Source organism: Klebsiella sp. GN_Kp190 (assembly GCF_040061795.1).
In the GTDB taxonomy this organism is placed as follows: Bacteria; Pseudomonadota; Gammaproteobacteria; order Enterobacterales; family Enterobacteriaceae; genus Klebsiella; species Klebsiella michiganensis.
In genome coordinates this window covers 1-22,965 of record NZ_JBEAFN010000044.1, presented here as the reverse complement: position 1 = coordinate 22,965, position 22,965 = coordinate 1, and the positions used below count along the sequence as shown (strand labels likewise).

The window sequence follows — 22,965 nt, the reverse complement described above, 5'->3', positions numbered from 1 at the left end:
ACGTCGGCTCCGGCCTCGTCACCGCGATGGTGAAAGGCGACGTCGGCGCGGTGAATGCCGCGGTGGATTCCGGCGTGGAAGCGGCAAAACGCATCGGCGAAGTCGTCACCTCTCGCGTCATCGCGCGTCCGCATAACGACATCGAAAAAATCGCGGCGCAGCACAAAGCATGACCTGACAGGGCGCGCCCCGTCTCCACTCTTTTAGTCTGATGAAGGATAGACTCATGATTGAACTGGATAACGATTTGCAGTCCCGGCAGAACGCCCGGGAGCTGGTGCGCAATGCCAAAAAGGCGCAGGCGATTCTGGCCACCTTTTCGCAGCAGCAAATCGACGCCATCGTGAAGAACGTGGCCCAGGAAGCGGCGCATCATGCCGAAGCGCTGGCGAAAATGGCCGCGGAAGAAACCGGTTTTGGCAACTGGCAGGACAAAGTGCTGAAGAACCGCTTCGCCTCGCTGCGCGTCTACGACGCCATCAAAGATATGAAGACCGTCGGCATCATTCATGACGATCCGCTACAAAAAGTGATGGACGTGGGCGTGCCGCTGGGGGTGATTTGTGCGCTGGTGCCATCGACCAACCCGACCTCCACCGTCATCTACAAAACGCTGATTGCCCTGAAGGCCGGCAACGCGATTATCTTCTCCCCGCATCCCGGCGCCCGCCAGTGCAGCTGGAAAGCGATTGAAATCGTGAAGCGCGCGGCGGAAGCGGCAGGGGCACCTGCCGGTAGCGTCGACGCCATTAGCCAGCTGACCCTCGAAGCCACCTCAGAGCTGATGCACAGCAAAGACGTGTCGCTGATCCTGGCGACCGGCGGCGAAGGCATGGTGCGCGCCGCCTACGCGTCCGGCACGCCGACCATTAGCGGCGGCCCGGGTAACGGCCCGGCGTTTATCGAACGCAGCGCCGATATCCCCCACGCGGTGAAAGATATCATCACCAGTAAAACCTTCGATAACGGCGTGATCTGCGCCTCCGAGCAGTCAATTATCGTCGAACGCTGCATCTACGACGAAGTGCATCGCGAACTGGAAGCTCAGGGCGCGTACTTCATGAACGAAAGCGAAGCGGCAAAAATGGCGGCCCTGCTGCTGCGCCCCAACGGCACCATCAACCCCAAAGTGGTCGGTAAAACCGCGCTCTATCTGAGCCAGATGGCCGGCTTCTGCGTCCCGGCCAGCACCCGGGTGCTGATTGCCGAGCAGGCCACGGTATCGCATTCCAACCCCTACTCGCGGGAAAAACTGTGCCCGGTACTCGGCCTGTACGTCGAAGAGGACTGGAAAGCCGCCTGCCACCGCGTCGTGGAGCTGCTGACCAACGAAGGCCTCGGCCACACGCTGGTGATCCACACCCGCAACCAGGACGTCATCCGCCAGTTCTGCCTGGAAAAACCGGTTAACCGCATTCTGATCAACACCCCGGCGGCGCTGGGCGGCATCGGCGCGACCACCAATATCACCCCGGCCCTGACCCTCGGCTGCGGCGCGGTCGGCGGCGGCTCCAGCTCAGACAACGTCGGGCCGATGAACCTGCTCAACATCCGCAAAGTGGGCTACGGCGTGCGCTCCATCGATGAGCTGCGCGCGCCGGGCAGCCGCCCGGAACCGCAGCCGACCATCGTCAGCCCGGCGGCCGGCCCGAACCGCAGCATCTTCGACGATGAGCGTTTTAACGCCCCGGCGACCGCTGCCACCGCAGCCCACCCGGCCAGCGCCGACGATCGCTTTGCGTCTGCCGCCGCCGTCGGCGCGGACAGCGAGATTAATGAGCAAAACGTGGAACGCGTCATCCGCCAGGTGCTGGAACGCCTTGGTAAGTAACACATTGATATAAGGCGATAAAAACAATGATTCTCGCAAAGGTAGTCGGACATGTCGTCGCCACGCAGAAGTGCGATGAGCTACGGGGCAGCAACCTGCTGCTGATCGTCAAATTAGATGATGACCAGCAGCCGATGAAAGACCAGACCTGGGTTGCCGTTGATAGCGTCGGCGCCGGTATGCACGACATCGTGCTGGCCGAAGAGTACCTGGCGCTCAACAAAGAGCGCTACAAGGCCATGTCGGTGGTCGCCATTGTCGAGAACGTGTTTCGGGACGCTTAAGGAGTCAATAACCCAATGAGTGAATTTTTGCTGAAACCCCGGATTCGCTTTGGTCAGGATGCGCTTGCCATCCTGAACGAGCTGCCCGCCCGCAACGTGCTGCTGGTCACCGACCAGGCGATGGTTAAGTTTGGCCTCGCCGATCGCGTCACGCAGATCCTCGATGCGCGCGGCATCGCTTTCCAGGTCTGGGACGACGTGGTGGCCGACCCGGATATCGCCACCGTGGTGCGCGGTATGAAGCGGATGGATAACAGCTATCCGGATCTGGTTATCGCGCTGGGCGGCGGTTCGGTGATTGATGCAGCCAAAGCGGTTATTTTCGCCCTGGCGCAAACCCGTCCGGACGCTCACCGCGAGCCGCCCTGCTTTGTGGCGATCCCCACCACCAGCGGCACCGGCTCTGAGGTCACCGCCTTTTCGGTGGTAAAAGCCCACGCCGAAAAGCTGGTGCTGGTGGACCCCTCGCTGCTGCCGGATATCGCCATTCTTGACCCGGCGCTGGTGGCCTCGGTGCCGCCGGCGATCACCGCCGATACCGGGATGGACGTGCTGTGTCACGCGCTGGAAGCCTATGTCTCCCTCGCCGCCAGCGACTTTTCCGATGCGCTGGCGGAGAAAGTGGTGCAGCAGGTATTTCGCTTTCTGCCGACCTGCTGGCGCAACGGTGGCGACCTGCTGGCGCGGGAAAAGATGCACAACGCTTCCTGCATGGCGGGCATGGCTTTCACCAACGCCTCGCTGGGCATCACCCACAGCCTTGCCCACGCGCTCGGCGGCGTGTTTCGCGTCCCCCACGGCCGCGCTAACGCCCTGCTGATGGCGGACGTGGTGGCCTGGAACGCCGATTATCACGGGCAGTGCGATACCGATGCCGCCCGCAAATACGCCCGATTAGCCCATCTGCTGGATCTGCCCGCGGCCACTACCCGCCAGGGCGTCGCCAGCCTGCTGGTCGCCATTCAGGCGCTAAAAGACGAGATGAGCATGCCGGCCGGCATTCGTGATACCGGCGTCATTGCCGCCGAATTTGAACAGCGGCTGGCGGAGATGGTCGGCCAGGCGCTACGCGACAGCTGTACCCCGACGAACCCACGCGCGCCGGACGCTCACGCACTGACCGAACTCTATCGCCGGGCATGGACCGGCAACGCCGTTCAGGGCCACTGATAACAAGATTTGGAGAACCTTACCTATGGCACACTACAGCTTAACGCCGCGCGTCAAAGTGTTGGCAGAACGTTTACTCTCACAAAAAAGCACCCTGTGCACCGAACATGCCACCACGCTCAACGCCCTTGATGGCGATATCGCCGGGGTTCCCGCCGCCGTCAAACCGGCGCGCCGCTTCTATGAACTGATGCGCCAGCTGCCGCTGTGCATCAGCGCCGACGAGCTGATCGTCGGCAACCAGACCCGCAAACCGCACGGGGCGATTTTCCACGACGAGAGCGCCGTCCGTCGCCCGTCCGCGTTCCAGTTCCTCAACCTGAATAGCGATCTCGACTCCCCGGATTACAAGCTGGTGGTCGAAAAAGGCGTACTGGCGATAAAACATCAGCTGGAAGAGAAAACCCGCGCGCTGGGCAGCGCCGTCAGCCGCAGCGGCATGGACGAAGTCAACGGCTGCCGCGCGGCCATCTACGCCTGCGATGCCCTGCTGGCGCTGGCGCAAAACCTGGCCAACAGCGCGGAACAGCTGGCCGCCGCGGAAACCAACGCTTACCGCCGGGCGGAACTGCTGGACAGCGCCGCCATTCTGCACCACGTTCCGGCGCATCCGGCGCGCAGCTTCAAAGAGGCGTGCCAGGCCTTTTATCTGTTCCAGCTGGCGCTCCAGCTCGATAACGGTAGCTACGCCGTCAACCCGGAAGGCGCCGACAAAGCCCTGTTGCCTTACTACCAGCACGATATCAACAACGGCGCGCTCTCCCCGCAGCAGGCGTATGAAATCGTCGAATCGCTGTGGTTCAAGCTGGCGGAGCTGTGCGAAGTGCGCGCCGCCTGCGCGATCGACGGTTATCCGATGTTCGACGCCCTGCTGCACGGCGCAAGCCTTGAGAACGCGCGCATTAACGAACTCTCCGACATGTTCCTCAGCGCGCAGCACAACCTGAGCGCCCTGCATCTGCCGGTGCGTTTGTTCAAGGGCGTCCAGCACGTTTCCGCCGCCCCGTTTGCCGCCGCCGGCGAGACGCCGGCAGCAGAAGGGCTGACCCCGCGCATGCAGCGCCTGCGTAACCACTACCTGACCGTGCGCCCGAGCGTCTCTATCTACCGCGCGCTGGCCTTTACCGAAGTGGTCAAAGCCAACCCCGGCATGCCGACGATTCTGCTGCGCGCCAAAGCCTTCCGCCACGCCTGCGAAACCGCGCCGATTCTGATTCAGGACGATGAGCTGATCGTCGGTCATCCGTGCGGCAAGCCGCGCGCGGGCGCCTTCTCGCCGGATATCGCCTGGCGCTGGGTGCGCGACGAACTCGATACCATGAGCACCCGTCCGCAGGATCCGTTTGAGATCAGCGAAGCAGATAAAAAAACCATCCGCGAAGAGATCGTGCCGTTCTGGGAAGGCCGCTCGCTGGATGAAATCTGCGAAGCCCAGTACCGAGAAGCGGGCGTATGGGCGTTCAGCGGCGAGACCTTCGTCAGCGACCTCTCCTACCACCAGATCAACGGCGGCGGCGACACCTGCCCGGGCTACGACGTGCTGCTGTTTACCAAAGGGATGAACGGCATTAAAGCCGACGCCGAGGCGCATCTCGCCAGCCTGAGTATGGAAAACCCGGAAGATATCGACCGCATCTACTACTACAAAGCGGCCATTGAAACCTGCGAAGGGGTGATTAACTACGCGCACCGCATCGCCGCCCGCGCCCGCGAACTGGCCGCGATTGAGCAGAACGCCCAGCGTCGCGCCGAGCTGCTGACCATCGCCGAGGTGAACCAGAACGTGCCGGCGAATCCGCCGAAAACCCTGCAGGAAGCGCTGCAGAGCATCTGGACCGTGGAGTCGCTGTTTGAAATTGAAGAGAACCAGACCGGACTGTCCCTGGGCCGCGTAGACCAGTACTGCTACCCGATGTTTGAAGCCGATATCCGCGAAGGCCGTCTGACTCACGACACCGCGCTGGAGCTGCTGCAGGCGTTTATCATCAAATGCGCCGAGCTGATGTGGATGTCCAGCGAGCTGGGGGCGAAATATTTCGCCGGCTATCAGCCGTTTATCAACCTGACCGTCGGCGGTCAGAAGCGCTCCGGCGGCGATGCCTGTAACGACCTGACCTACCTGATCATGGACGCCGTGCGCTTCGTGAAGGTTTACCAGCCGTCGCTGGCCTGCCGTATTCACAACCAGTCGCCGCAGAAGTATATGGAAAAAATCGTCGACGTCGTCAAAGCGGGTATGGGCTTCCCGGCCTGCCACTTCGACGACTCCCATATCAAAATGATGCTGCGTAAAGGCTTCGATTTCGAAGACGCCCGCGACTACTGCCTGATGGGCTGCGTCGAGCCGCAGAAATCCGGCCGCATCTATCAGTGGACCTCCACCGGCTACACCCAGTGGCCCATCGCCATTGAGTTCGTTTTAAACCGCGGTCGGATGGTGCTGTTTGACAGCTATCAGGGGCTGGATACCGGCGACCTGCGCGACCTGCACACCTTCGAGGATTTCGACGCGGCGGTGAAAAAACAGATCGCCCATATCGTACGCCTGTCGGCGATCGGGACGGTCATCAGCCAGCGCGTGCACCGCGACGTGGCGCCGAAGCCGCTGATGTCGCTGCTGGTGGAAGGCTGCATGGAAAAAGGCAAAGACGTTGCCGCCGGCGGCGCGATGATCAACCACGGCCCGGGGCTGATCTTCTCCGGTCTGGCGACCTACGTCGACTCCATGGCGGCGATTCGTAAGCTGGTGTTTGAAGATAAGAAATACACCCTCGAGCAGGTACGCGACGCGCTGCTGGCGAACTTCGAAGGCTTTGAAAGCCTGCGCCGCGACTGCCTCAACGCGCCGAAATACGGCAACGACGATAACTACGTCGATCAGTATGCGCTGGATATCACCGAGTGGACCGAGCGCGAGTGCCGTAAGTACAAGATGCTCTACTCCACCCTGAGCCACGGCACCCTGTCCATCTCCAACAATACGCCGATCGGCGAGCTGACCAACGCCACGCCGAACGGTCGCCTGGCGTGGATGCCGCTCTCCGACGGTATCAGCCCGACTCAGGGCGCGGATAAGCAGGGTCCGACGGCGATCATCAAGTCGGTGAGCAAGATGAACGTCGAAACCATGAACATCGGCATGGTGCACAACTTCAAGTTCCTCAAAGGGCTGCTGGATACCCCGGAAGGTCGTCACGGCCTGATTACCCTGCTGCGCACCGCGTCGATTCTCGGCAACGGCCAGATGCAGTTCAGCTATGTCGATAACGAAGTGCTGAAAAAAGCCCAGCAGGAGCCGGAAAAATACCGCGACCTGATCGTCCGCGTCGCGGGCTACAGCGCCTACTTCGTTGAGCTGTGCAAAGAAGTTCAGGACGAGATTATCAGCCGTACGGTCATCGAGAAGTTCTGATAAAGACACGGACGTTTTTGGACACGGATGTCCCGATCGTTTTTCTGGAGGTATGTGTGAGCGCAAAACAAGAATTAACCGGGCGAATATTCAATATTCAGAAATATTCGATCTATGACGGCGATGGGATCCGCACGCTGGTTTTTTTCAAAGGCTGCAATATTCGCTGCCCGTGGTGCGCTAACCCGGAAGGGCTGAATAGCCAGTTTCAGGTGATGTTCTCACAGGATAAATGCATTAACTGCGGCGACTGCGTCAACGTCTGCCCGGCGGGAATTCATTATCGGGCGGAAGAAAACGGCGAAATGAAGCATTTCGTCAACCGCAATAAAGACTGTATCGGCTGCCGCAAGTGCGAAGAGATCTGCACCCAGAACGCGCTGGATATTATGGGCAAAGATGTCACCGTCAGCGAACTGATGGAGATCATCATGCAGGACTACGACTTTTATATCTCCTCCGGCGGCGGCGTCACCATCGGCGGCGGGGAAATGAGCCTGCAGACCGATTTTGCCGTCGCGCTCTTTAGCGAATGCAAAAAGATGATGCTCAATACCGCCGTGGAAACGCAGGGCACCACGCCGCTGGCCAATTATCAAAAGCTGGCGCCGGTGACCGACACCTTCTTATTCGATATTAAGCAAATTAACAGCGAGCACCATAAAGCGTTATTTGGCATCGGTAACGAAGGCATTCGCCGCAACCTGGAGTGGCTGGTGGACTCCGGCGCTAACGTCATTATCCGCATGCCGCTGGTTCGCGGCTATAACGACTCGTTCGATGCCATTACCGGGGCCATTGATTACGTACAAAAGCTGGCGAAGCGCGGAAATATCCGCCGCATCGATATGCTGCCGTACCACCAGCTGGGGCGCAAAAAATATGAGCGCCTCGATATGCCTTACCCCATTACCCGAGACCCAACTTATTCCGCCGAGGAGTTAGACCGGCTGGAAACGTTCTTCACGCAGTTTGATTTTGATATTCGCTTAGTCCGCCATTAACAGGAGCCGACAATGAAAAGTTTAGGCGTAATTGAAACGCGAGGGTTAGTTGCCGCCGTTCAGGCCGTGGATGCCGCCTGCAAAAGCGCAGGCGTGTCCTGCATTGGCTACCGCAAAGTCGGTTCGGGGCTGGTGAGCGTCTGCTTTGAAGGGGAGATCAGCGCGATTCACACCGCTATCGAACGCGGCGTGGCCGTCGCCGCGCTCATCGACCCGCAGATCAAATCCCTGACGATCGCCCGTCCGGAGCGCAGCGTCGTGGACGCCCTCAGCACCCTGAAAGGCCGTCCGCCGCGCGCGGAATCTGCCGCGCCGCTTGAGGCTGAAGCCGTCGCGCCCGCCGCTGCGGAAACAAGGGAACCCACTGAACCCGCCGCCGCGCCTGCGCCGACGGAAGATAAAAACGCGGCGATGAGGAAAGGGAAGAAGGCATGATCGACACCCTGCTCCATGAAAAAATCGCCGCCCGCCTGAGCCACGTTGCTCCAGCTATCCCGGTCGGCATCTCTAACCGCCACGTCCATCTGGCGCAGCAGGACGTCGAAGCGCTGTTTGGCAAGGGCTACGTCCTGACGCCGTTTAAGCCGCTGCGCCAGCCGGGGCAGTTCGCGGCCCAGGAGTGCGTCACCGTGGTCGGTCCGAAGGGCTCGCTCACCCAGGTGCGCGTCCTCGGCCCAACCCGCCCGGTATCGCAGCTGGAAATCTCCCGCGCCGACTGCTTTACCCTCGGCATCAAAGCGCCGGTTCGCGAATCCGGCCAGCTGGAGAACGCGGGCAGCGCGCTGTTGATCGGCCCGGCAGGCCACGTTGAACTGCGATCGCAGGTGATCTGCGCCTGGCGGCATATCCATATGTCGCCGCAGGATGCCCGCCAGCTGAACGTCGCCAACGGCCAGAAGGTTAGCGTCCGCAGCGACGGCGAACGCCAGCTGACCTTTGATGAAGTGGTGGTGCGGGTACGCGAAGACTTCGCGCTGGAGTTTCATATTGATACCGAAGAGGCCAACGCCGCCGGCTTGAAAAACGGCGCGCAGGTCACGCTCATCGGCTAACGGAGGCTCGCCATGACCGACCAACAGATGGAAGACCTGGTTGAACGTATTATCCAGCGTCTGCGGCCGCCGGTACTGGTGATGGTGACCGCCGCGGCGGGCTACCGGCACGCTATTCGCCAGCGGCTGGCCGGCTGCGGCGAGAGCCTGCACCTGGCGCTGGATAGCGGGATTGACGACGGCGAGCAGTGGCGGGCTATCGGGAAAACGCTGCCAGCGGCCGACTGGCAACAGGAGCTGCCTTCGGTCTCGTATAAGGCGCTGCTGCTGCCGTTTCTCGACTACCCGCTGGCGGCGGATCTGGTGAAGGGTTCCCTGCACGGTCCGGTTGCCCGCCGCGTGCACGATGCCCTGCTGAGCGGCCTGCCGGTGCTGGCGCTGCGCTATCACTGCGATCCCGCCAGCGAGCTTAACCAGCTGCGCGGGGCGCAGCCTGATAGCGCTTACGCCGGACATATGCAGGCCACGCTGGCCCGCCTGGCCGAATGCGGCATCGCGCTGTGCACCATGAACGAATTGCTGGAGAAGCTGGCGTCGGGTCGCGAAGCGGCGGCGCCGTCGGCGAGCGGCCCGCGGCGTTATCTCACTGTCACAGACGTGGTGAATAATCCGGCGCTGGCCTGTGCTCCTGAAGCGCAGTTGACCGATGCCGCTATCGATTTTTTAAAAAACAGAAAAAAAGAACCTTACCTTAAATAGTAAACCCGGAGTTTAACTTATGTCTTCAAAAACAAAGTGTTGGCTATGGATGCTGCTGGTTATCGTTTCCGAAACCTCAGCCACCTCCACCCTCAAAATGTTCGGCAGCAGTGAAGGGATGAGCAAAATGCTGCTGCTCGGGCTGCTGGTGCTGCTGTACTGCACCTGCTACTACTCGCTATCCCGCGCGGTGAAGGATATTCCCGTCGGTCTGGCCTACGCCACCTGGTCCGGTACCGGCATCCTCGTGGTGTCGACCCTGGGAATGGCGTTTTACGGCCAGCACCCGGACACCGCCGCCATTATCGGTATGGCGGTTATCGCCAGCGGGATCGTGATCATGAACCTGTTTTCCAAAATGGGTAGCGAAGAGAGCGAGGAAGCGCCCGCGCAGCCGGCCGCTGCATCTCTGGACAAAAAAGTCGCCAACTAACAGAAAAGGAACCGCTTATGTTTAACCTCGGATTTTTATGGCTGGCGCTGTCTATCGGCTCCGAAATCACCGGCACATCGATGATCAAAAAGACCAACGGCTTCAGCAAGCTGGCGCCGTCGGTGCTGGTGGTCTGCGCCTACGGCCTGTGCTACTTCGCCCTCACCCACGCGATGAGCACCATTCCGGTCGGCGTCGCCTACTCGCTGTGGTGCGGTTTTGGCATCGTCGGCGTCACGATTTGCTCAATGATCCTTTATAAGCAAAAACCGGATATCCCGGCTATTCTCGCCATGGTGCTGATCATCTCCGGCGGCATCATTATGAACGTCTTCTCCAGCATGTAAGTCCCGCCTGCGCCTTCATTGATTGCGGTGAAGGCGCTAATAACCTCACTCAATAAGCCGTTATTGGCGTAATAAAAAAACAAAAAACCATTGCCTGCTAATCAATAACGCTAAAAAGACGACGAGCGTCAAATTTTTATACTCCGCTTATCGATAAATTATTTTTTGTGATTTTAATCGTGGTTATTTTCTCATTTTACCTTATTTTTATGGCATCCCTTCACCCACAGAGGACGATGTCATGACGCAAAAATCGATTTATCGCCTCATTGCCCAGGGCGGCCTGGACGACTGGTATAATTTAGATCACCGCATCTCCAACGACTTCCCTCGTTAATTCTCCGCTGCTGTTTACTCCCTAAAAAAAATTAATTCAGCACTGCGTTTAGTCGCTATTTGTTGCGCTTTTTATTTGTCGCCAAATAGACAAACGCGGCACAGCATCCCCATGGAGAAAATAAATGAAACGTATCCCTGAGCCGTTCCGCATTAAAATGGTCGAAAACATTCGCATGACTACCTTTGACGATCGCGTCAAAGCGCTGGAAGAGGCGGGCTATAACCCGTTTTTGCTCAATAGCCAGGACGTGTATATCGACCTGCTGACCGACTCCGGCACCGGCGCGATGAGCGACCATCAGTGGGCCGGGCTGATGATGGGCGACGAAGCCTACGCCGGGTCGCGTAACTATCAGCATCTGTGCGAAAAGGTCAAAGAGATTATCGGCTATCCGTATACCATTCCCACCCATCAGGGGCGCGGCGCGGAGCAGATTCTGTTCCCGAGCCTGATTGCTCGCCGCAAGTCGGCGCATCCGGTGTTTATTTCCAACTTCCACTTCGATACCACCGCCGCGCACGTGGAGCTCAACGGCGCAAAAGCCATTAACGTGGTGACGCCGAAAGCCTTCGATACCACCTCGTGGTACGACTGGAAAGGCAACTTTGATATTGATTTGCTGAAAGCGACCATCGCCGAACACGGCGCGGAAAACGTGGCGGCGATTATTACCACCGTCACCTGTAACAGCTCCGGCGGCCAGCCGGTATCGCTGGCGAATATGCGCGAGGTGTATCAGATTGCCCGCCAGAATAATATTCCGGTGGTGATCGACTCCGCCCGCTTCTGCGAAAACGCCTGGTTTATTAAACAGCGCGAAGAGGGCTACGCCGATAAATCGGTGAAAGAGATTATTCTTGAGATGTACCAGTACGGCGATATGCTGACCATGTCCGCCAAGAAAGACCCGATGGTGAATATCGGCGGACTCTGCTGCTTCCGCGATGACGAAGATCTGTTCAACGAAGTGCGCATCCGCTGCGTGCCGATGGAGGGCTTTGTCACCTACGGCGGCCTGGCGGGACGCGATATGGAGGCGCTGGCTATCGGCCTGGAAGAAGGGACCAACGAGGATTACCTCGCTTATCGCATCAATCAGGTGGAATACCTCGGCGAACGCCTGCGCGAAGGCGGCATTCCTATTCAGTATCCTACCGGCGGCCATGCGGTGTTCGTCGATGCTAAGCTGCTGCTGCCGCATATCCCACCGGAGCAGTTCCCGGCGCACGCGCTAAACAACGAGCTGTATCTGGAAGCGGGCATCCGCAGCGTGGAAATCGGCTCCCTGCTGCTGGGCCGCGACCCGCAAACCGGCAAACAGAAGGCGTCGCCGATGGAGCTGCTGCGCCTGACCATTCCGCGCCGGGTTTACACCAACGATCATATGGACTATATCGCTGATGCGCTGATCGCCGTTAAGGCGCGCGCCGCCACGATTAAGGGCCTGACCTTCACCTATGAACCGCCGGTACTGCGCCACTTCGTCGCCAGACTGAAACCGGTGAAATAAACCGCATCACGGCGCTCTCGCAATGAGAGCGCCATTAATTTAATTCCATCTCTTTAAGCTCAATCATTCGGGTTGCGCCGGGTAGCCGTTTTCCCGCAGCCGTTATCTGTACCCTAAATAATTCGAGTTGCAGAAAGGCGGCAAGAGAGTGAACCCCCAGGAGCTTACTGAGGTAAGTGACTGGGGTGAGTGAACGCAGCCAACACATCTGCAGCTTGAAGTATGACGGGTATAAAAATTATAGCCACGTGAGGAATGCACCTTATGGCTACACTATCAGTCTCAAAAGCGGTCTCAACTAATACGCCATCGCTGATTGGCGGAGCGATGATTATCGGCGGCACGATTATTGGCGCAGGCATGTTTTCTTTACCGGTGGTGATGTCCGGCGCCTGGTTTTTCTGGTCGCTGCTGGCGCTCATTTTTACCTGGTTTTGCATGCTGCATTCCGGGTTAATGATCCTCGAAGCCAATCTCAATTATCATATTGGCGCCAGCTTCGACACGATTACAAAGGATTTACTGGGAAACGGCTGGAATATTATTAACGGCCTGACCGTCGCCTTTGTTTTATATATCCTGACCTACGCCTATATTTCCGCAAGCGGTTCAGTTATTCAGCATACTTTTGCGCAGATGAACCTCGCGGTTCCCGCACGCCTGGGCGGGCTGGCGTTCGCGCTGGTGGTCGCCTTTATCGTCTGGCTAAGTACGAAAGCGGTAAGCCGGATGACGACTATCGTGCTGGGCGCCAAAATCCTCACCTTCTTTATGACCTTCGGCGGCCTGATGTGGCACGTGGAGCCCGCGATTCTGTTTAACCGCGCGGAGGTCAATGCGTCCTATCTGCCCTACGTCCTGATGACGCTGCCGTTCTGCCTGGCCTCCTTTGGCTATCACGGCAACGTCCCCAGCCTGATGAAGTACTACGGTAAAGACCCGCTTATCATTCGCCGCTGCCTGCTGCTCGGCACGCTGATGGCGCTGGTGCTGTATATCATCTGGCTGGTCGGCACAATGGGCAATATTCCGCGCCCGGCGTTTATCGCTATCGCCGAAAAAGGCGGCAACATCGACGTGCTGGTGCAGACCTTAAGCGGCCTGCTGAACAGTTCGACCCTGGACTTACTGCTGACGGTCTTTTCCAACTTCGCCGTCGCCAGCTCGTTCCTGGGCGTGACTCTTGGCCTGTTTGATTATCTGGCGGATCTGTTTAAGTTTGACGATAGTCGGCTGGGGCGGTTTAAAACCGCGCTGGTGACCTTTCTGCCGCCGATCGCCGGCGGGCTGCTGTGGCCTAACGGTTTTATCTACGCCATTGGTTTCGCCGGCCTCGCCGCCACCGTCTGGGCCGCTATCGTCCCCGCCCTGCTGGCGCGCGCCTCGCGCAGGCGTTTCGGCAGCCCGAACTATCGGGTCTGGGGTGGCAATGCCATGATTATCCTGATTTTGTGCTTCGGCGGCGCCAACGCAATAATTCATATTTTATCCAGCTTTAACCTGCTGCCGGTTTATCGCTGAATAAAAAAGGGCTTTTACTGCCGCGGCTTTTCGTGGCAGGATAAAAAGATGAACAGAAACGTTGTCATCTCTCACCTCCGCCGTTGGTGGCTGCCTGCATAACAGGCGGCAAGATTTGACGTTTCCTCTATTCAAAGCCGCCGGAAGGCGGCTTTGTTGTTTCTGAGTGTCGCCCTTCGGCCTGATAGCATCCTAAGGAGTCACTCATGAACACCAGCCAAACGATCCTGACCGGCGACCGTCCTACCGGCCAGCTGCACCTCGGCCACTACGTCGGTTCCCTGCGCCAGCGCGTGCTGCTCCAGCACGACCACCAGCAGTTTATCCTCGTCGCGGATCTCCAGGGACTGACCGACAACGGCAGCAACCCGCAAAAAATCAGCAGCAATATCCTTGAGGTGATGGCCGATTATCTCGCCGTCGGCATCGATCCGCAGAAGACCACCATTTGCCTGCAATCCGCCCTGCCGGCGCTGGCCGAACTCAGCGCGCTGTATATGAATATCGTCACCGTCGCCAGGGTTGAACGTAATCCGACGGTGAAAAATGAAATCGCCCAGAAGGGATTTTCCCGCTCGCTGCCGGTGGGATTTTTAGCCTATCCCATAAGCCAGGCCGCCGATATCACCGCCTTTAAGGCCGAACTGGTGCCGGTCGGCGACGATCAGCTACCGATGATTGAACAGACCAATGAGATCGTGCACAAAATGAATAGCCTGACGACGACGCCGATCTTACGGCACTGCAAAGCGCTGCTCAGCGACGTCAGCCGCCTGCCGGGCATTGATGGCAACGCCAAAATGTCGAAATCGCTGGGGAACACGCTCACCCTTTCGGCCAGCGAAGAGGAGATCCACCGTGCGGTCAGCGCCATGTATACCGACCCGAATCACCTGCGGGTCGCCGACCCGGGTCAGACAGAAGGCAACGTGGTATTCACTTATCTCGACGCCTTTCATGCTGATAAGACCTTCGTTGCCGAGATGAAAGCCCATTATCGGCGCGGAGGGCTGGGAGACAGGCAGTGCAAAAACGCGCTGGAGACCTGCTTACAGGAGCTGCTGGCGCCGATACGCGAACGCCGGGCGACCTATATTCAGGATAAAGGCATGCTGCTGGCGCTGCTGCGCCGGGGAAGCGAGCGGGCGCACGAACTGACACAGCGGACGCTGCATGAAGTAAAACGCGGCCTGGGGCTGCCGGTGCTGTTTTAAGGCGCGGCGATCTCTCCGCACTGAAATCCGCTGCCACATCTCTCCCGGGGGCGGCGCCTGAGGCGCCTTGCCCGGGCTACAGGTTCACAGCCGTCTGCGGTCAGGTAGCCGGGACAGGCGCAGCGCGCCGCCTCCGGGATGGCGCCCGATCGGAAGATACTCTGCGGTTTATTCCCCGGTGGCGGCTGTCGCCTTACCGGGGCTACGGGTTTACTGCCGTCTGCGATCAGGTAGCCCGGACAGGCGCAGCGCGCCGCCTCCGGGAAGGACCCGGCAGCTTAGTTGCCGTCGCCTTCATGCAGCTTCACGCAGTTGCGCCCATCGCGCTTGGCGACGTACAGCGCGCTGTCGGCATCGCGCAGCAGCAGATTGTAATCCGGATGACCGGTGTGGACGGCGTAGCCGATGCTGGCGGTAATCGAAATCTCATTGTCAGCGCCAACGCTAAACGCCAGCTGGCTGATTTTTTTACGCAGCCGTTCAAGGATAGTAAAGGCTTCCGCGGCGCCGGTCTCCACCAGCACCAGCAGAAACTCCTCGCCGCCGTAGCGGAAGATATAATCGCTGGATCGAATATTATCGCTGAGCAGCTCCGCAACGTGCTTAATCGCCCGGTCGCCGACCATGTGCCCCCAGCTATCATTGATCTCTTTAAAGTGGTCGATGTCGATAATCGCCACCGTCATCGGCAGTTCATATTCCATCGCCAGCGTCACTTCATGCTTGAGGACAACCGGCAGATAGCGGCGGTTAAGCAGGCTGGTCAGCGTATCCTTACCGCTTTGCATCTGCGACAGGCTGCTAAACAGCACCCCCATCTGGCTGCCGATCTGCTGGCAATGGATATGGATCCCCTGCAGCAAAGCCTGCGTGTTTTTATACTCAGAACCCTCAGTCGAGGATTTCCAGGCGGATAACAGCGCATCCACCTTGCTAATTAAGTCGGCGATTTCCTGCATTTGCGGATTTTTGTTAAAATAACGCACGCATTTATGGCGGAACCACAGGCCAAATTCAGAATCAGATAATAACGCTCCGTTAATATCGCTTTTATTATCGCTAACGATATTAAAAATAGCGGTATTTTCCCATCCGGAGAGCGAGGCCTGCTGTTTGCCATATTCCAGCGGCACGTTATCCATCAGGCTATACAGGCGGTACGCTTCTTCATTTTTCGTCGCCCGATAGTGCGACAGGGTATAGGCGTGGCACATCATTTCTACCGCCATGTTAATGGCCATGATGGCGTAGTAGATGGCGGCAACGCTGGTCTCGCGATCGAGCTGGCTATCGCGGATATTTTCAATCAGCCCGGCTTTCAGCTGGCGCGCGCCGCGCAGTACCGCCTCTGCCGGGATACCGATGCGTGAATGGATGCTGCCGATCAGGTACTGCCGCTCCGCCAGCGCCTGCAGATTTTCCTTATCGCACATCAGGATATCTTTCACCCACCCGGCCAGCGAGCTGCTGAGCCGCTCCTGAACTAAGTCATAGCTAAGGTGCCGCGCAATGTCCGGGTCCTGGAAAATAAAATCATAAAAACGGGTCGCTAACGCCTCCGCCTGCTGCCCGGCAATATTTTTAAGTACCGCCCTCACTTCCGGCGTCAGGCTGTCGTACAGCGGCAACCACTCCTTAAAAATAATCGAGATATATTTTTGGCTTTCATCTTTCATTGAATAAAGCGCTCGCCCGGCGTGAGTGTATTTTCAGGGCCGCCGATCATACAACAGTTCTCCTGGGGCAACCAGATTAAAAATGCGCCAGTCTCCAGGGAATAATATCCTCTGGTTATTAGCGCTAAGGAATAGCTTATATGTACGATGATTTAATGAAGAACGATTAAGATTATCTGCGCCGGTATCCGGAGCATTAACCCCAATAGGCATTATGGGTAATATTGTGCCATCGCGCTCCTCGCTGTTTTTATGTTAACCCGACAACAAGACCCTGCTTTGTATATGGACATACTCATTGCGGGTGTTAGTATGACATTGACGGTAGCAATAAATATGCGTGTTTCATTTAAGGCGAGGATTGCTGATGATGACCACATTGATCGCACCTCTTTCTGACCGGTTAGCAGCGCTGCAGGCTCCCTGCGCCGGTCGGCCTTATCCCCGATTTCTCCCTTCCCTGAAGAGACGAAACTCCGCCATGCGGAGGAGAAGCGCGCACCACTCAGCCTATGGAACAAAGCGAGTCGCGTATGGACAAAATCAAACGGCGTTGGGTTGGATACGTTATTGGTTTAGCGGTGGTGATTGCCGCAGCGGCATGGTGGATGCTTCGCCCGCCGGGAATTCCTGAGGGCTTTGCCAGCAGTAACGGCAGGATTGAAGCCACAGAAGTCGATATCGCCACCAAAACCGCCGGGCGTATCGACACCATCCTGGTCAAAGAGGGGCAGTTTGTTCGCCAGGGCGACGTGTTGGCCCGTATGGACACCCGGGTACTCAACGAACAACGGCTGGAGGCCGCCGCGCAAATCAAGGAAGCAGAGAGCGCGATTGCCGCCGCGAAAGCCCTGCTCGACCAGCGTCAAAGTGAAATGCGCGCTACGGAAGCGGTGGTGAAGCAGCGGCAGGCGGAGCTGAACTCCTCGGCTAAACGTCACGTCCGCTCCAGCACGCTCTCGCAGCGCGGCGCGGTCTCCGCGCAGCAGCTGGATGACGACCAGGCGGCGGCAGAAAGCGCCAGGGCGGCGCTGGAATCCGCCAAAGCGCAGGTCTCTGCCGCCAGGGCCGCGATTGAGGCGGCGCGCACCAGCATCATTCAGGCGCAAACCCGGGTCGAGGCCGCCCAGGCGACCGAACGGCGGATTATCGCCGATATCGACGATAGCGAGCTGAAAGCCCCGCGCGATGGCCGCATTCAGTACCGCGTCGCCGAACCGGGAGAGGTGCTGGCGGCGGGCGGCCGGGTGCTGAATATGGTCGATTTATCCGATGTCTATATGACCTTCTTCCTGCCTACCGAGCAGGCGGGTCTGCTGGCGCTGGGCAGCGAAGCGCGAATTATCCTCGATGCCGCGCCGAATCTGGTGATCCCCGCCAATATCAGTTTTGTCGCCAGCGTGGCGCAGTTTACGCCTAAAACGGTGGAAACCAGCGATGAACGGCTGAAGCTGATGTTCCGCGTAAAAGCCCGTATTCCGCCAGAGCTGCTGGCGGAGCATCTGGAGTATGTGAAGACCGGCCTGCCCGGGATGGCCTGGGTCCGCCTGGATAACCAGCAGGCGTGGCCTGAAGCGCTGACGGTGAGGTTGCCGCAATGAAAACCGTCGCCCGCCTGGAAAACGTCAGCCAGCACTTTGGCGCAACCGTCGCGCTGAAGGACATTACGCTGAGCATTCCCGCTCGCCGTATGGTGGGACTGATCGGGCCCGACGGCGTGGGCAAGTCCAGCCTGCTATCGCTGATCTCCGGCGCGCGCGTGATTGAGCACGGCAACATTATGGTGCTCGGCGGCGATATGAGCGATGTACGTCATCGCCAGGACGTCTGCCCGAAAATCGCCTGGATGCCCCAGGGGCTGGGGAAGAACCTCTACCATACCCTGTCGGTCTATGAAAACGTCGATTTCTTCGCCCGTCTGTTCGGCCATGATAAAGCCGAACGCGATATCCGCATCAATGAGCTGCTCCAGAGTACCGGCCTGGCGCCGTTTCGCGACCGCCCGGCAGGAAAGCTCTCCGGAGGGATGAAGCAAAAGCTCGGCCTGTGCTGCGCGCTCATTCACGACCCGCAGCTGCTGATCCTCGATGAACCCACCACCGGCGTCGATCCTCTCTCGCGGGCGCAGTTTTGGGATCTGATCGACAGCATCCGCCAGCGTCAGCCGGAGATGAGCGTCCTGGTCGCCACCGCTTACATGGAAGAGGCGGAGCGCTTTGACTGGCTGGTTGCCATGAACGCGGGGGAAGTTCTGGCAACCGGCAGCGCCGATGAGCTTAAAGCGCACACGGCAAGTCAGACGCTGGAACAGGCGTTTATCGCCCTGCTACCCGAAACCCAGCGCCTGGCGCATAAAGAGGTGATCATCCCGCCGCGCAATGCCGATGAAAGCGAAGTTGCGATTGAAGCGCGCGGGCTAACGATGCGCTTCGGTCAATTTGTCGCCGTTGACCACGTCAACTTTCGCATTGCCCGCGGCGAGATTTTCGGCTTCCTCGGCTCTAACGGCTGCGGCAAATCAACGACCATGAAAATGCTGACCGGGCTGCTACCGGCCAGCGAAGGCGAGGCGTGGCTGTTTGGCCAGCCGGTCGACCCCAGGGATATCGAAACCCGCCGCCGCGTTGGCTATATGTCGCAGGCCTTCTCCCTCTATAGCGAACTGACCGTACGGCAAAACCTCGAGCTGCATGCCCGCCTGTTCCACATCCCTGATGCGGAGATCCCGGGGCGGATCGCCGAAATGAGCCAGCGCTTTATGCTGGAAGAGGTTGAGGACACCCTGCCCGCTTCGCTGCCGCTAGGTATCCGCCAGCGCCTCTCGCTGGCGGTCGCGGTGATCCACCGCCCGGAAATGTTAATCCTTGATGAACCCACCTCCGGCGTCGATCCGGTAGCCCGGGATATGTTCTGGCAGCTGATGGTCGATCTTGCGCGTCAGGACCGGGTGACCATTTTTATCTCCACCCACTTTATGAATGAAGCGGAACGCTGCGATCGCATTTCGCTGATGCATGCCGGAAAAGTGCTGGCCAGCGATACGCCGCAGGCTCTGGTGGAGCAGCGCGGATCGGCCAGCCTTGAAGAGGCGTTTATCGCCTGGCTACAGGAAGCGGCGGATGCCGCGCAGCCGCCTGATGCGCAGGGTGCACCGGTTCCCGCGATGGAACATAAAGCCGAAAGCGTGGCGCCGCGTCAGGCGTTCAGCCTGCAGCGCCTGTTTAGCTACAGCCGCCGCGAAGCGCTTGAGCTGCGCCGCGATCCGGTGCGATCGACCCTGGCACTGCTCGGCACCGTGATCCTGATGTTTATCATGGGCTATGGGATCAGTATGGATGTCGAAGATCTGCGGTTTGCGGTGCTCGACCGCGACCAGACCGTCAGTAGCCAGGGCTGGTCGCAAAATATCGCCGGCTCACGCTACTTCATCGAACAGCCGCCGCTGCAAAGCTATAGCGAACTGGACAGAAGAATGCGCAACGGTGAATTAGCGGTAGCGATTGAAATTCCGCCTAATTTTGGCCGCGATATCGCCCGGGGAACGCCGGTGCAGATTGGCGTGTGGGTGGACGGCGCGATGCCGAACCGCGCGGAGACGGTGCGCGGCTACGTGCAGGCCATGCATCTGGCCTGGCTGCAGGAGATGGCCGGTCGCCAGGCCAGCCCCAATCGCGATACTTCACTGATTTCCATCGAGACCCGCTATCGCTATAACCCGGATGTGAAGAGCCTGCCGGCGATTGTACCGGCGGTGATTCCGCTGCTGTTGATGATGATCCCGGCGATGCTCAGCGCGCTCAGCGTGGTCCGCGAGAAAGAGCTTGGTTCAATCATCAATCTGTACGTGACGCCAACCACCCGCAGCGAATTTCTGCTGGGTAAACAGGTGCCGTATATCGTGCTGGGGATGTTCAACTTCTTCCTGCTCTGCGCGCTGTCGGTCTTTGTTTTTGGCGTACCGCACAAAGGGAGTTTTCTGACGCTCACCCTCGCCGCGCTGCTCTACGTCACTATCGCCACCGGACTTGGCCTGCTGATTTCAACCTTTATGAAAAGCCAGATTGCGGCTATTTTCGGCACCGCGATCATTACGCTTATCCCGGCGACGCAGTTTTCCGGGATGATCGACCCCGTCGCCTCGCTGGAAGGACCCGGGCGCTGGATTGGCCAGATTTATCCAACCAGCCACTTTCTGACCATCGCGCGAGGAACGTTTTCCAAAGCGCTGAATCTGACCGACCTGTGGGGATCCTTTATTCCGCTGCTTATCGCGGTTCCGCTGGTGCTGGGCCTGAGCGTGTGGCTGTTGAAAAAACAGGAGGGATAATGCGCGGACTACGCAATATTTATAATTTGGGAATGAAAGAGCTACGCAGCCTGCTGGGCGATAAAGCGATGCTGACGTTGATTGTCTTTGCTTTTACCGTCTCGGTTTACTCCTCCGCGACCGTTATGCCGGGTTCGCTGCATCTGGCGCCCATCGCTATTGCCGACATGGATAAGTCGCAGCTTTCATCGCGTATCATCAATGGTTTTTACCGGCCCTGGTTTTTGCCTCCGGAGCTGATTACAGCTGATGAGATGGACGCCGGACTGGATGCGGGGCGCTATACTTTCGCCATCAATATTCCGCCGGATTTCCAGTGCGATGTTCTGGCCGGACGCCAGCCCGAGCTACAGGTTAACGTCGACGCGACGCGAATGAGCCAGGCGTTTACCGGCAATAGCTATATCCAGAATATCGTCACCGGCGAGGTGAACAGCTTTGTCGCCCGCTACCGGGACAACGGTACGCTGCCGGTTGAGCTGGCCGTCAGGATGCGTTTTAACCCGAACCTGGAGCAGGAGCGTTTCGGCGCCGTCATGGCAATTATCAACAATATCACCATGCTGGCGATCGTGCTGACCGGCTCGGCGCTGATACGCGAGCGGGAACATGGTACCGTGGAGCACCTGCTGGTTATGCCGGTCACGCCGTTTGAAATCATGATGGCGAAGATATGGTCAATGGGGCTGGTGGTGCTGGTGGTTTCCGGACTCTCCCTGATCCTGATGGTTCAGGGCGTGCTGCAGGTACCGATAGAAGGCTCGATACCGCTCTTTATGCTTGGAGTGGCCCTGAGCCTGTTTGCCACTACCTCAATCGGCATTTTTATGGGGACGGTGGCGCGTTCCATGCCGCAGCTGGGGCTGCTGATGATTCTGGTGCTTTTGCCGCTGCAGATGCTTTCCGGCGGCTCCACGCCCCGGGAAAGTATGCCGCAGGCTGTACAGGATATTATGCTCACCATGCCGACGACCCACTTTGTCAGCCTGGCGCAGGCCATTCTTTATCGAGGCGCTGATTTCTCTATCGTCTGGCCACAGTTTCTGACGCTGCTGGCTATCGGTGGCGTGTTTTTTACTATCGCCCTACTGCGTTTTCGTAAGACGATCGGGGAAATGGCCTGAGGCAATACCGATGTCGCTCTGCCGGTCGCGGCATCGGCGCTATTTATGGCGATTCATAAAGCGCCGCAGAGCCCAGGTGAATCCCATCGCCATGCTGAACAGGATAAACAGCAGCAGCACCCAGCTGACGGAAATTCTCAGCAGCGCACTTAGCGTCATAAGCGGCTGAAGATACACGGTAAACGAGTGGTCGGTGGGTTTACCCAGAAGAACCATTAATCCATCCGTTAACCAGACAAGCGCCCGGCAAACCAGCCAGATGATCGCCGGCCAGCAGAGCAGGACCAGAAAGGTAAAACGCTCCCGGATATAATGTATCAGTTGGCGCAAAGGAGGCCAGTTAATCAGAAATTTCATTTATATTCTCATATTGCCAGCCGGTAACATGCACTATTCGTCAAAAGACGTTACCGGGTTAGCTTCCATACAGGCAATGCACCCTATGTTTTTAGCAAATTTGAATTAACTTAAACCAGATCGAGTTAACAAAGTGTTAAGGACACTAAGTCATTTCGCAGAAAAAGTCCAGCTGTTATGCCTGTGTGCTCGGCAGGGGAGAGGGTTTCGTATCTATTTGTTAACCTGATGACTTTAGAATAACTTAAGCGTTATGCGGGTAATATTCTTAATATAATTCCTGTTAAATATTCAGAAACGCGTTTATCTCTATTTTTATTTTCATATAACGTTCATGCTAATTATTTTATTCACAAAATAAATTCTTTGTAGATGAGTTTTCGATAAATAATTGAGTTTAAATAGATCTATGCTATTCGCCGTCACGGCTTTCAGTAGTTTTGCCGGCAAGCTCTCCGCACAATTCATCGCTCTCGTTGTGACGCCAGGTAAAGTTCAAAAAACCTTTTATTTCAAAGCGATATATACTTATTTCGCTTAAGTACTGCGGATGCCCTATCGTGAAAAAGGTCTGGTAAAGGATCCTTACCGGGCTTTAATACGGATTTCTCAGACGACAAAAACGCAAAAAGCCCATCCGTCAGGATGGGCTCTTCACTTGTTT

At 57.9% G+C, this 22,965-nt stretch carries 20 protein-coding genes; 18 read left to right on the top strand and 2 right to left on the bottom strand.

The features are described 5' to 3' along the window. The 15 genes from ABLU67_RS23315 to trpS all read left to right on the top strand — a co-directional run. Window positions 1–173 (top strand): BMC domain-containing protein (locus ABLU67_RS23315; protein ID WP_049097946.1); only part of this gene is annotated, 173 nt, incomplete at its 5' end. A gap of 53 nt (window positions 174–226) precedes the next feature. Further along, a complete protein-coding gene (locus tag ABLU67_RS23310; protein ID WP_014227751.1) occupies window positions 227–1,831 on the top strand; it encodes an acetaldehyde dehydrogenase (acetylating) in 1,605 nt (534 codons plus the stop codon). 26 nt (window positions 1,832–1,857) lie between these two features. Beyond that, a complete protein-coding gene (locus ABLU67_RS23305; RefSeq protein ID WP_004098229.1) occupies window positions 1,858–2,115 on the top strand; it encodes a EutN/CcmL family microcompartment protein in 258 nt (85 codons plus the stop codon). A 15-nt stretch (window positions 2,116–2,130) separates the two neighbouring features. Next, complete coding sequence (locus ABLU67_RS23300; protein WP_047724629.1) at window positions 2,131–3,285, top strand: 1-propanol dehydrogenase PduQ; 1,155 nt, start codon at window positions 2,131–2,133, stop codon at window positions 3,283–3,285. 25 nt (window positions 3,286–3,310) lie between these two features. Beyond that, entirely contained in the window at window positions 3,311–6,697 is a 3,387-nt protein-coding gene (gene cutC, locus ABLU67_RS23295; protein WP_348852549.1) for a choline trimethylamine-lyase, read from the top strand. A 56-nt stretch (window positions 6,698–6,753) separates the two neighbouring features. Next, on the top strand, window positions 6,754–7,701 hold the full coding sequence (gene cutD / locus ABLU67_RS23290) for a choline TMA-lyase-activating enzyme (protein ID WP_014227748.1): 948 nt from the start codon (window positions 6,754–6,756) through the stop codon (window positions 7,699–7,701). A 12-nt stretch (window positions 7,702–7,713) separates the two neighbouring features. Further along, window positions 7,714–8,136, top strand: coding sequence for a BMC domain-containing protein (locus ABLU67_RS23285; RefSeq protein ID WP_128696651.1), 423 nt, complete (start codon window positions 7,714–7,716; stop codon window positions 8,134–8,136). Further along, on the top strand, window positions 8,133–8,753 hold the full coding sequence (locus ABLU67_RS23280) for a phosphate propanoyltransferase (RefSeq protein ID WP_014837302.1): 621 nt from the start codon (window positions 8,133–8,135) through the stop codon (window positions 8,751–8,753). Before ABLU67_RS23285 ends, ABLU67_RS23280 begins: the two co-directional genes overlap by 4 nt. A 12-nt stretch (window positions 8,754–8,765) precedes the next feature. Further along, on the top strand, window positions 8,766–9,452 hold the full coding sequence (locus tag ABLU67_RS23275) for a hypothetical protein (RefSeq protein ID WP_049078876.1): 687 nt from the start codon (window positions 8,766–8,768) through the stop codon (window positions 9,450–9,452). 19 nt (window positions 9,453–9,471) lie between these two features. Continuing rightward, window positions 9,472–9,885 carry a multidrug efflux SMR transporter gene (locus tag ABLU67_RS23270; RefSeq protein ID WP_014227744.1) on the top strand — a complete coding sequence of 138 codons (414 nt, stop codon included), beginning with the start codon at window positions 9,472–9,474 and terminating at the stop codon, window positions 9,883–9,885. Between the two features lie 17 nt (window positions 9,886–9,902). After that, window positions 9,903–10,232 carry a multidrug efflux SMR transporter gene (locus ABLU67_RS23265; protein ID WP_348852548.1) on the top strand — a complete coding sequence of 110 codons (330 nt, stop codon included), beginning with the start codon at window positions 9,903–9,905 and terminating at the stop codon, window positions 10,230–10,232. A 241-nt stretch (window positions 10,233–10,473) separates the two neighbouring features. After that, window positions 10,474–10,569: a tryptophanase leader peptide gene (tnaC, locus tag ABLU67_RS23260; RefSeq protein ID WP_004098218.1), complete on the top strand. Its 96-nt coding sequence runs from the start codon at window positions 10,474–10,476 to the stop codon at window positions 10,567–10,569. A 124-nt stretch (window positions 10,570–10,693) separates the two neighbouring features. After that, entirely contained in the window at window positions 10,694–12,082 is a 1,389-nt protein-coding gene (gene tnaA, locus ABLU67_RS23255) for a tryptophanase (RefSeq protein WP_004128455.1), read from the top strand. A gap of 264 nt (window positions 12,083–12,346) precedes the next feature. After that, window positions 12,347–13,603: a tryptophan permease gene (mtr, locus tag ABLU67_RS23250; RefSeq protein ID WP_004098211.1), complete on the top strand. Its 1,257-nt coding sequence runs from the start codon at window positions 12,347–12,349 to the stop codon at window positions 13,601–13,603. Window positions 13,604–13,809: 206 nt separating this feature from the next. Continuing rightward, window positions 13,810–14,817: a tryptophan--tRNA ligase gene (gene trpS, locus ABLU67_RS23245; RefSeq protein ID WP_014227742.1), complete on the top strand. Its 1,008-nt coding sequence runs from the start codon at window positions 13,810–13,812 to the stop codon at window positions 14,815–14,817. A gap of 278 nt (window positions 14,818–15,095) precedes the next feature. Here trpS and ABLU67_RS23240 read toward each other — a convergent pair whose 3' ends face one another. Beyond that, entirely contained in the window at window positions 15,096–16,493 is a 1,398-nt protein-coding gene (locus tag ABLU67_RS23240) for a diguanylate cyclase (RefSeq protein ID WP_048262575.1), read from the bottom strand. A gap of 533 nt (window positions 16,494–17,026) precedes the next feature. Here ABLU67_RS23240 and ABLU67_RS23235 point away from each other — a divergent pair. From ABLU67_RS23235 to ABLU67_RS23225, 3 genes are read left to right on the top strand one after another with little or no spacing between them, the layout of a single operon-like run. Continuing rightward, complete coding sequence (locus tag ABLU67_RS23235) at window positions 17,027–18,094, top strand: HlyD family efflux transporter periplasmic adaptor subunit (RefSeq protein WP_004098195.1); 1,068 nt, start codon at window positions 17,027–17,029, stop codon at window positions 18,092–18,094. Then, window positions 18,091–20,820 (top strand): ribosome-associated ATPase/putative transporter RbbA, encoded by a 2,730-nt coding sequence (gene rbbA / locus ABLU67_RS23230; protein WP_064358746.1) that lies wholly within the window; start codon window positions 18,091–18,093, stop codon window positions 20,818–20,820. The genes ABLU67_RS23235 and rbbA overlap by 4 nt, the downstream gene beginning before the upstream one ends. Then, window positions 20,820–21,944, top strand: a complete 1,125-nt coding sequence (locus tag ABLU67_RS23225; RefSeq protein WP_224385046.1) for an ABC transporter permease — start codon at window positions 20,820–20,822, stop codon at window positions 21,942–21,944. The genes rbbA and ABLU67_RS23225 overlap by 1 nt, the downstream gene beginning before the upstream one ends. 39 nt (window positions 21,945–21,983) lie before the next feature. Here the strand turns inward: ABLU67_RS23225 and ABLU67_RS23220 are convergent, their stop codons facing one another. Further along, complete coding sequence (locus ABLU67_RS23220) at window positions 21,984–22,301, bottom strand: hypothetical protein (protein WP_004098189.1); 318 nt, start codon at window positions 22,299–22,301, stop codon at window positions 21,984–21,986. Between the last annotated feature and the right edge of the window lie 664 nt (window positions 22,302–22,965).

Bases quoted from the DNA above. Each gene is read 5' to 3' on its own strand.
- ABLU67_RS23310 (WP_014227751.1), top strand. From the start codon at position 227: ATGATTGAACTGGATAACGATTTGCAGTCCCGGCAGAACGCCCGGGAG.
- ABLU67_RS23305 (WP_004098229.1), top strand. From the start codon at position 1,858: ATGATTCTCGCAAAGGTAGTCGGACATGTCGTCGCCACGCAGAAGTGC.
- ABLU67_RS23300 (WP_047724629.1), top strand. From the start codon at position 2,131: ATGAGTGAATTTTTGCTGAAACCCCGGATTCGCTTTGGTCAGGATGCG.
- cutC (WP_348852549.1), top strand. From the start codon at position 3,311: ATGGCACACTACAGCTTAACGCCGCGCGTCAAAGTGTTGGCAGAACGT.
- ABLU67_RS23285 (WP_128696651.1), top strand. From the start codon at position 7,714: ATGAAAAGTTTAGGCGTAATTGAAACGCGAGGGTTAGTTGCCGCCGTT.
- ABLU67_RS23280 (WP_014837302.1), top strand. From the start codon at position 8,133: ATGATCGACACCCTGCTCCATGAAAAAATCGCCGCCCGCCTGAGCCAC.
- ABLU67_RS23275 (WP_049078876.1), top strand. From the start codon at position 8,766: ATGACCGACCAACAGATGGAAGACCTGGTTGAACGTATTATCCAGCGT.
- ABLU67_RS23270 (WP_014227744.1), top strand. From the start codon at position 9,472: ATGTCTTCAAAAACAAAGTGTTGGCTATGGATGCTGCTGGTTATCGTT.
- ABLU67_RS23265 (WP_348852548.1), top strand. From the start codon at position 9,903: ATGTTTAACCTCGGATTTTTATGGCTGGCGCTGTCTATCGGCTCCGAA.
- tnaC (WP_004098218.1), top strand. From the start codon at position 10,474: ATGACGCAAAAATCGATTTATCGCCTCATTGCCCAGGGCGGCCTGGAC.
- tnaA (WP_004128455.1), top strand. From the start codon at position 10,694: ATGAAACGTATCCCTGAGCCGTTCCGCATTAAAATGGTCGAAAACATT.
- mtr (WP_004098211.1), top strand. From the start codon at position 12,347: ATGGCTACACTATCAGTCTCAAAAGCGGTCTCAACTAATACGCCATCG.
- trpS (WP_014227742.1), top strand. From the start codon at position 13,810: ATGAACACCAGCCAAACGATCCTGACCGGCGACCGTCCTACCGGCCAG.
- ABLU67_RS23240 (WP_048262575.1), bottom strand. From the start codon at position 16,493: ATGAAAGATGAAAGCCAAAAATATATCTCGATTATTTTTAAGGAGTGG.
- ABLU67_RS23235 (WP_004098195.1), top strand. From the start codon at position 17,027: ATGGACAAAATCAAACGGCGTTGGGTTGGATACGTTATTGGTTTAGCG.
- rbbA (WP_064358746.1), top strand. From the start codon at position 18,091: ATGAAAACCGTCGCCCGCCTGGAAAACGTCAGCCAGCACTTTGGCGCA.
- ABLU67_RS23225 (WP_224385046.1), top strand. From the start codon at position 20,820: ATGCGCGGACTACGCAATATTTATAATTTGGGAATGAAAGAGCTACGC.
- ABLU67_RS23220 (WP_004098189.1), bottom strand. From the start codon at position 22,301: ATGAAATTTCTGATTAACTGGCCTCCTTTGCGCCAACTGATACATTAT.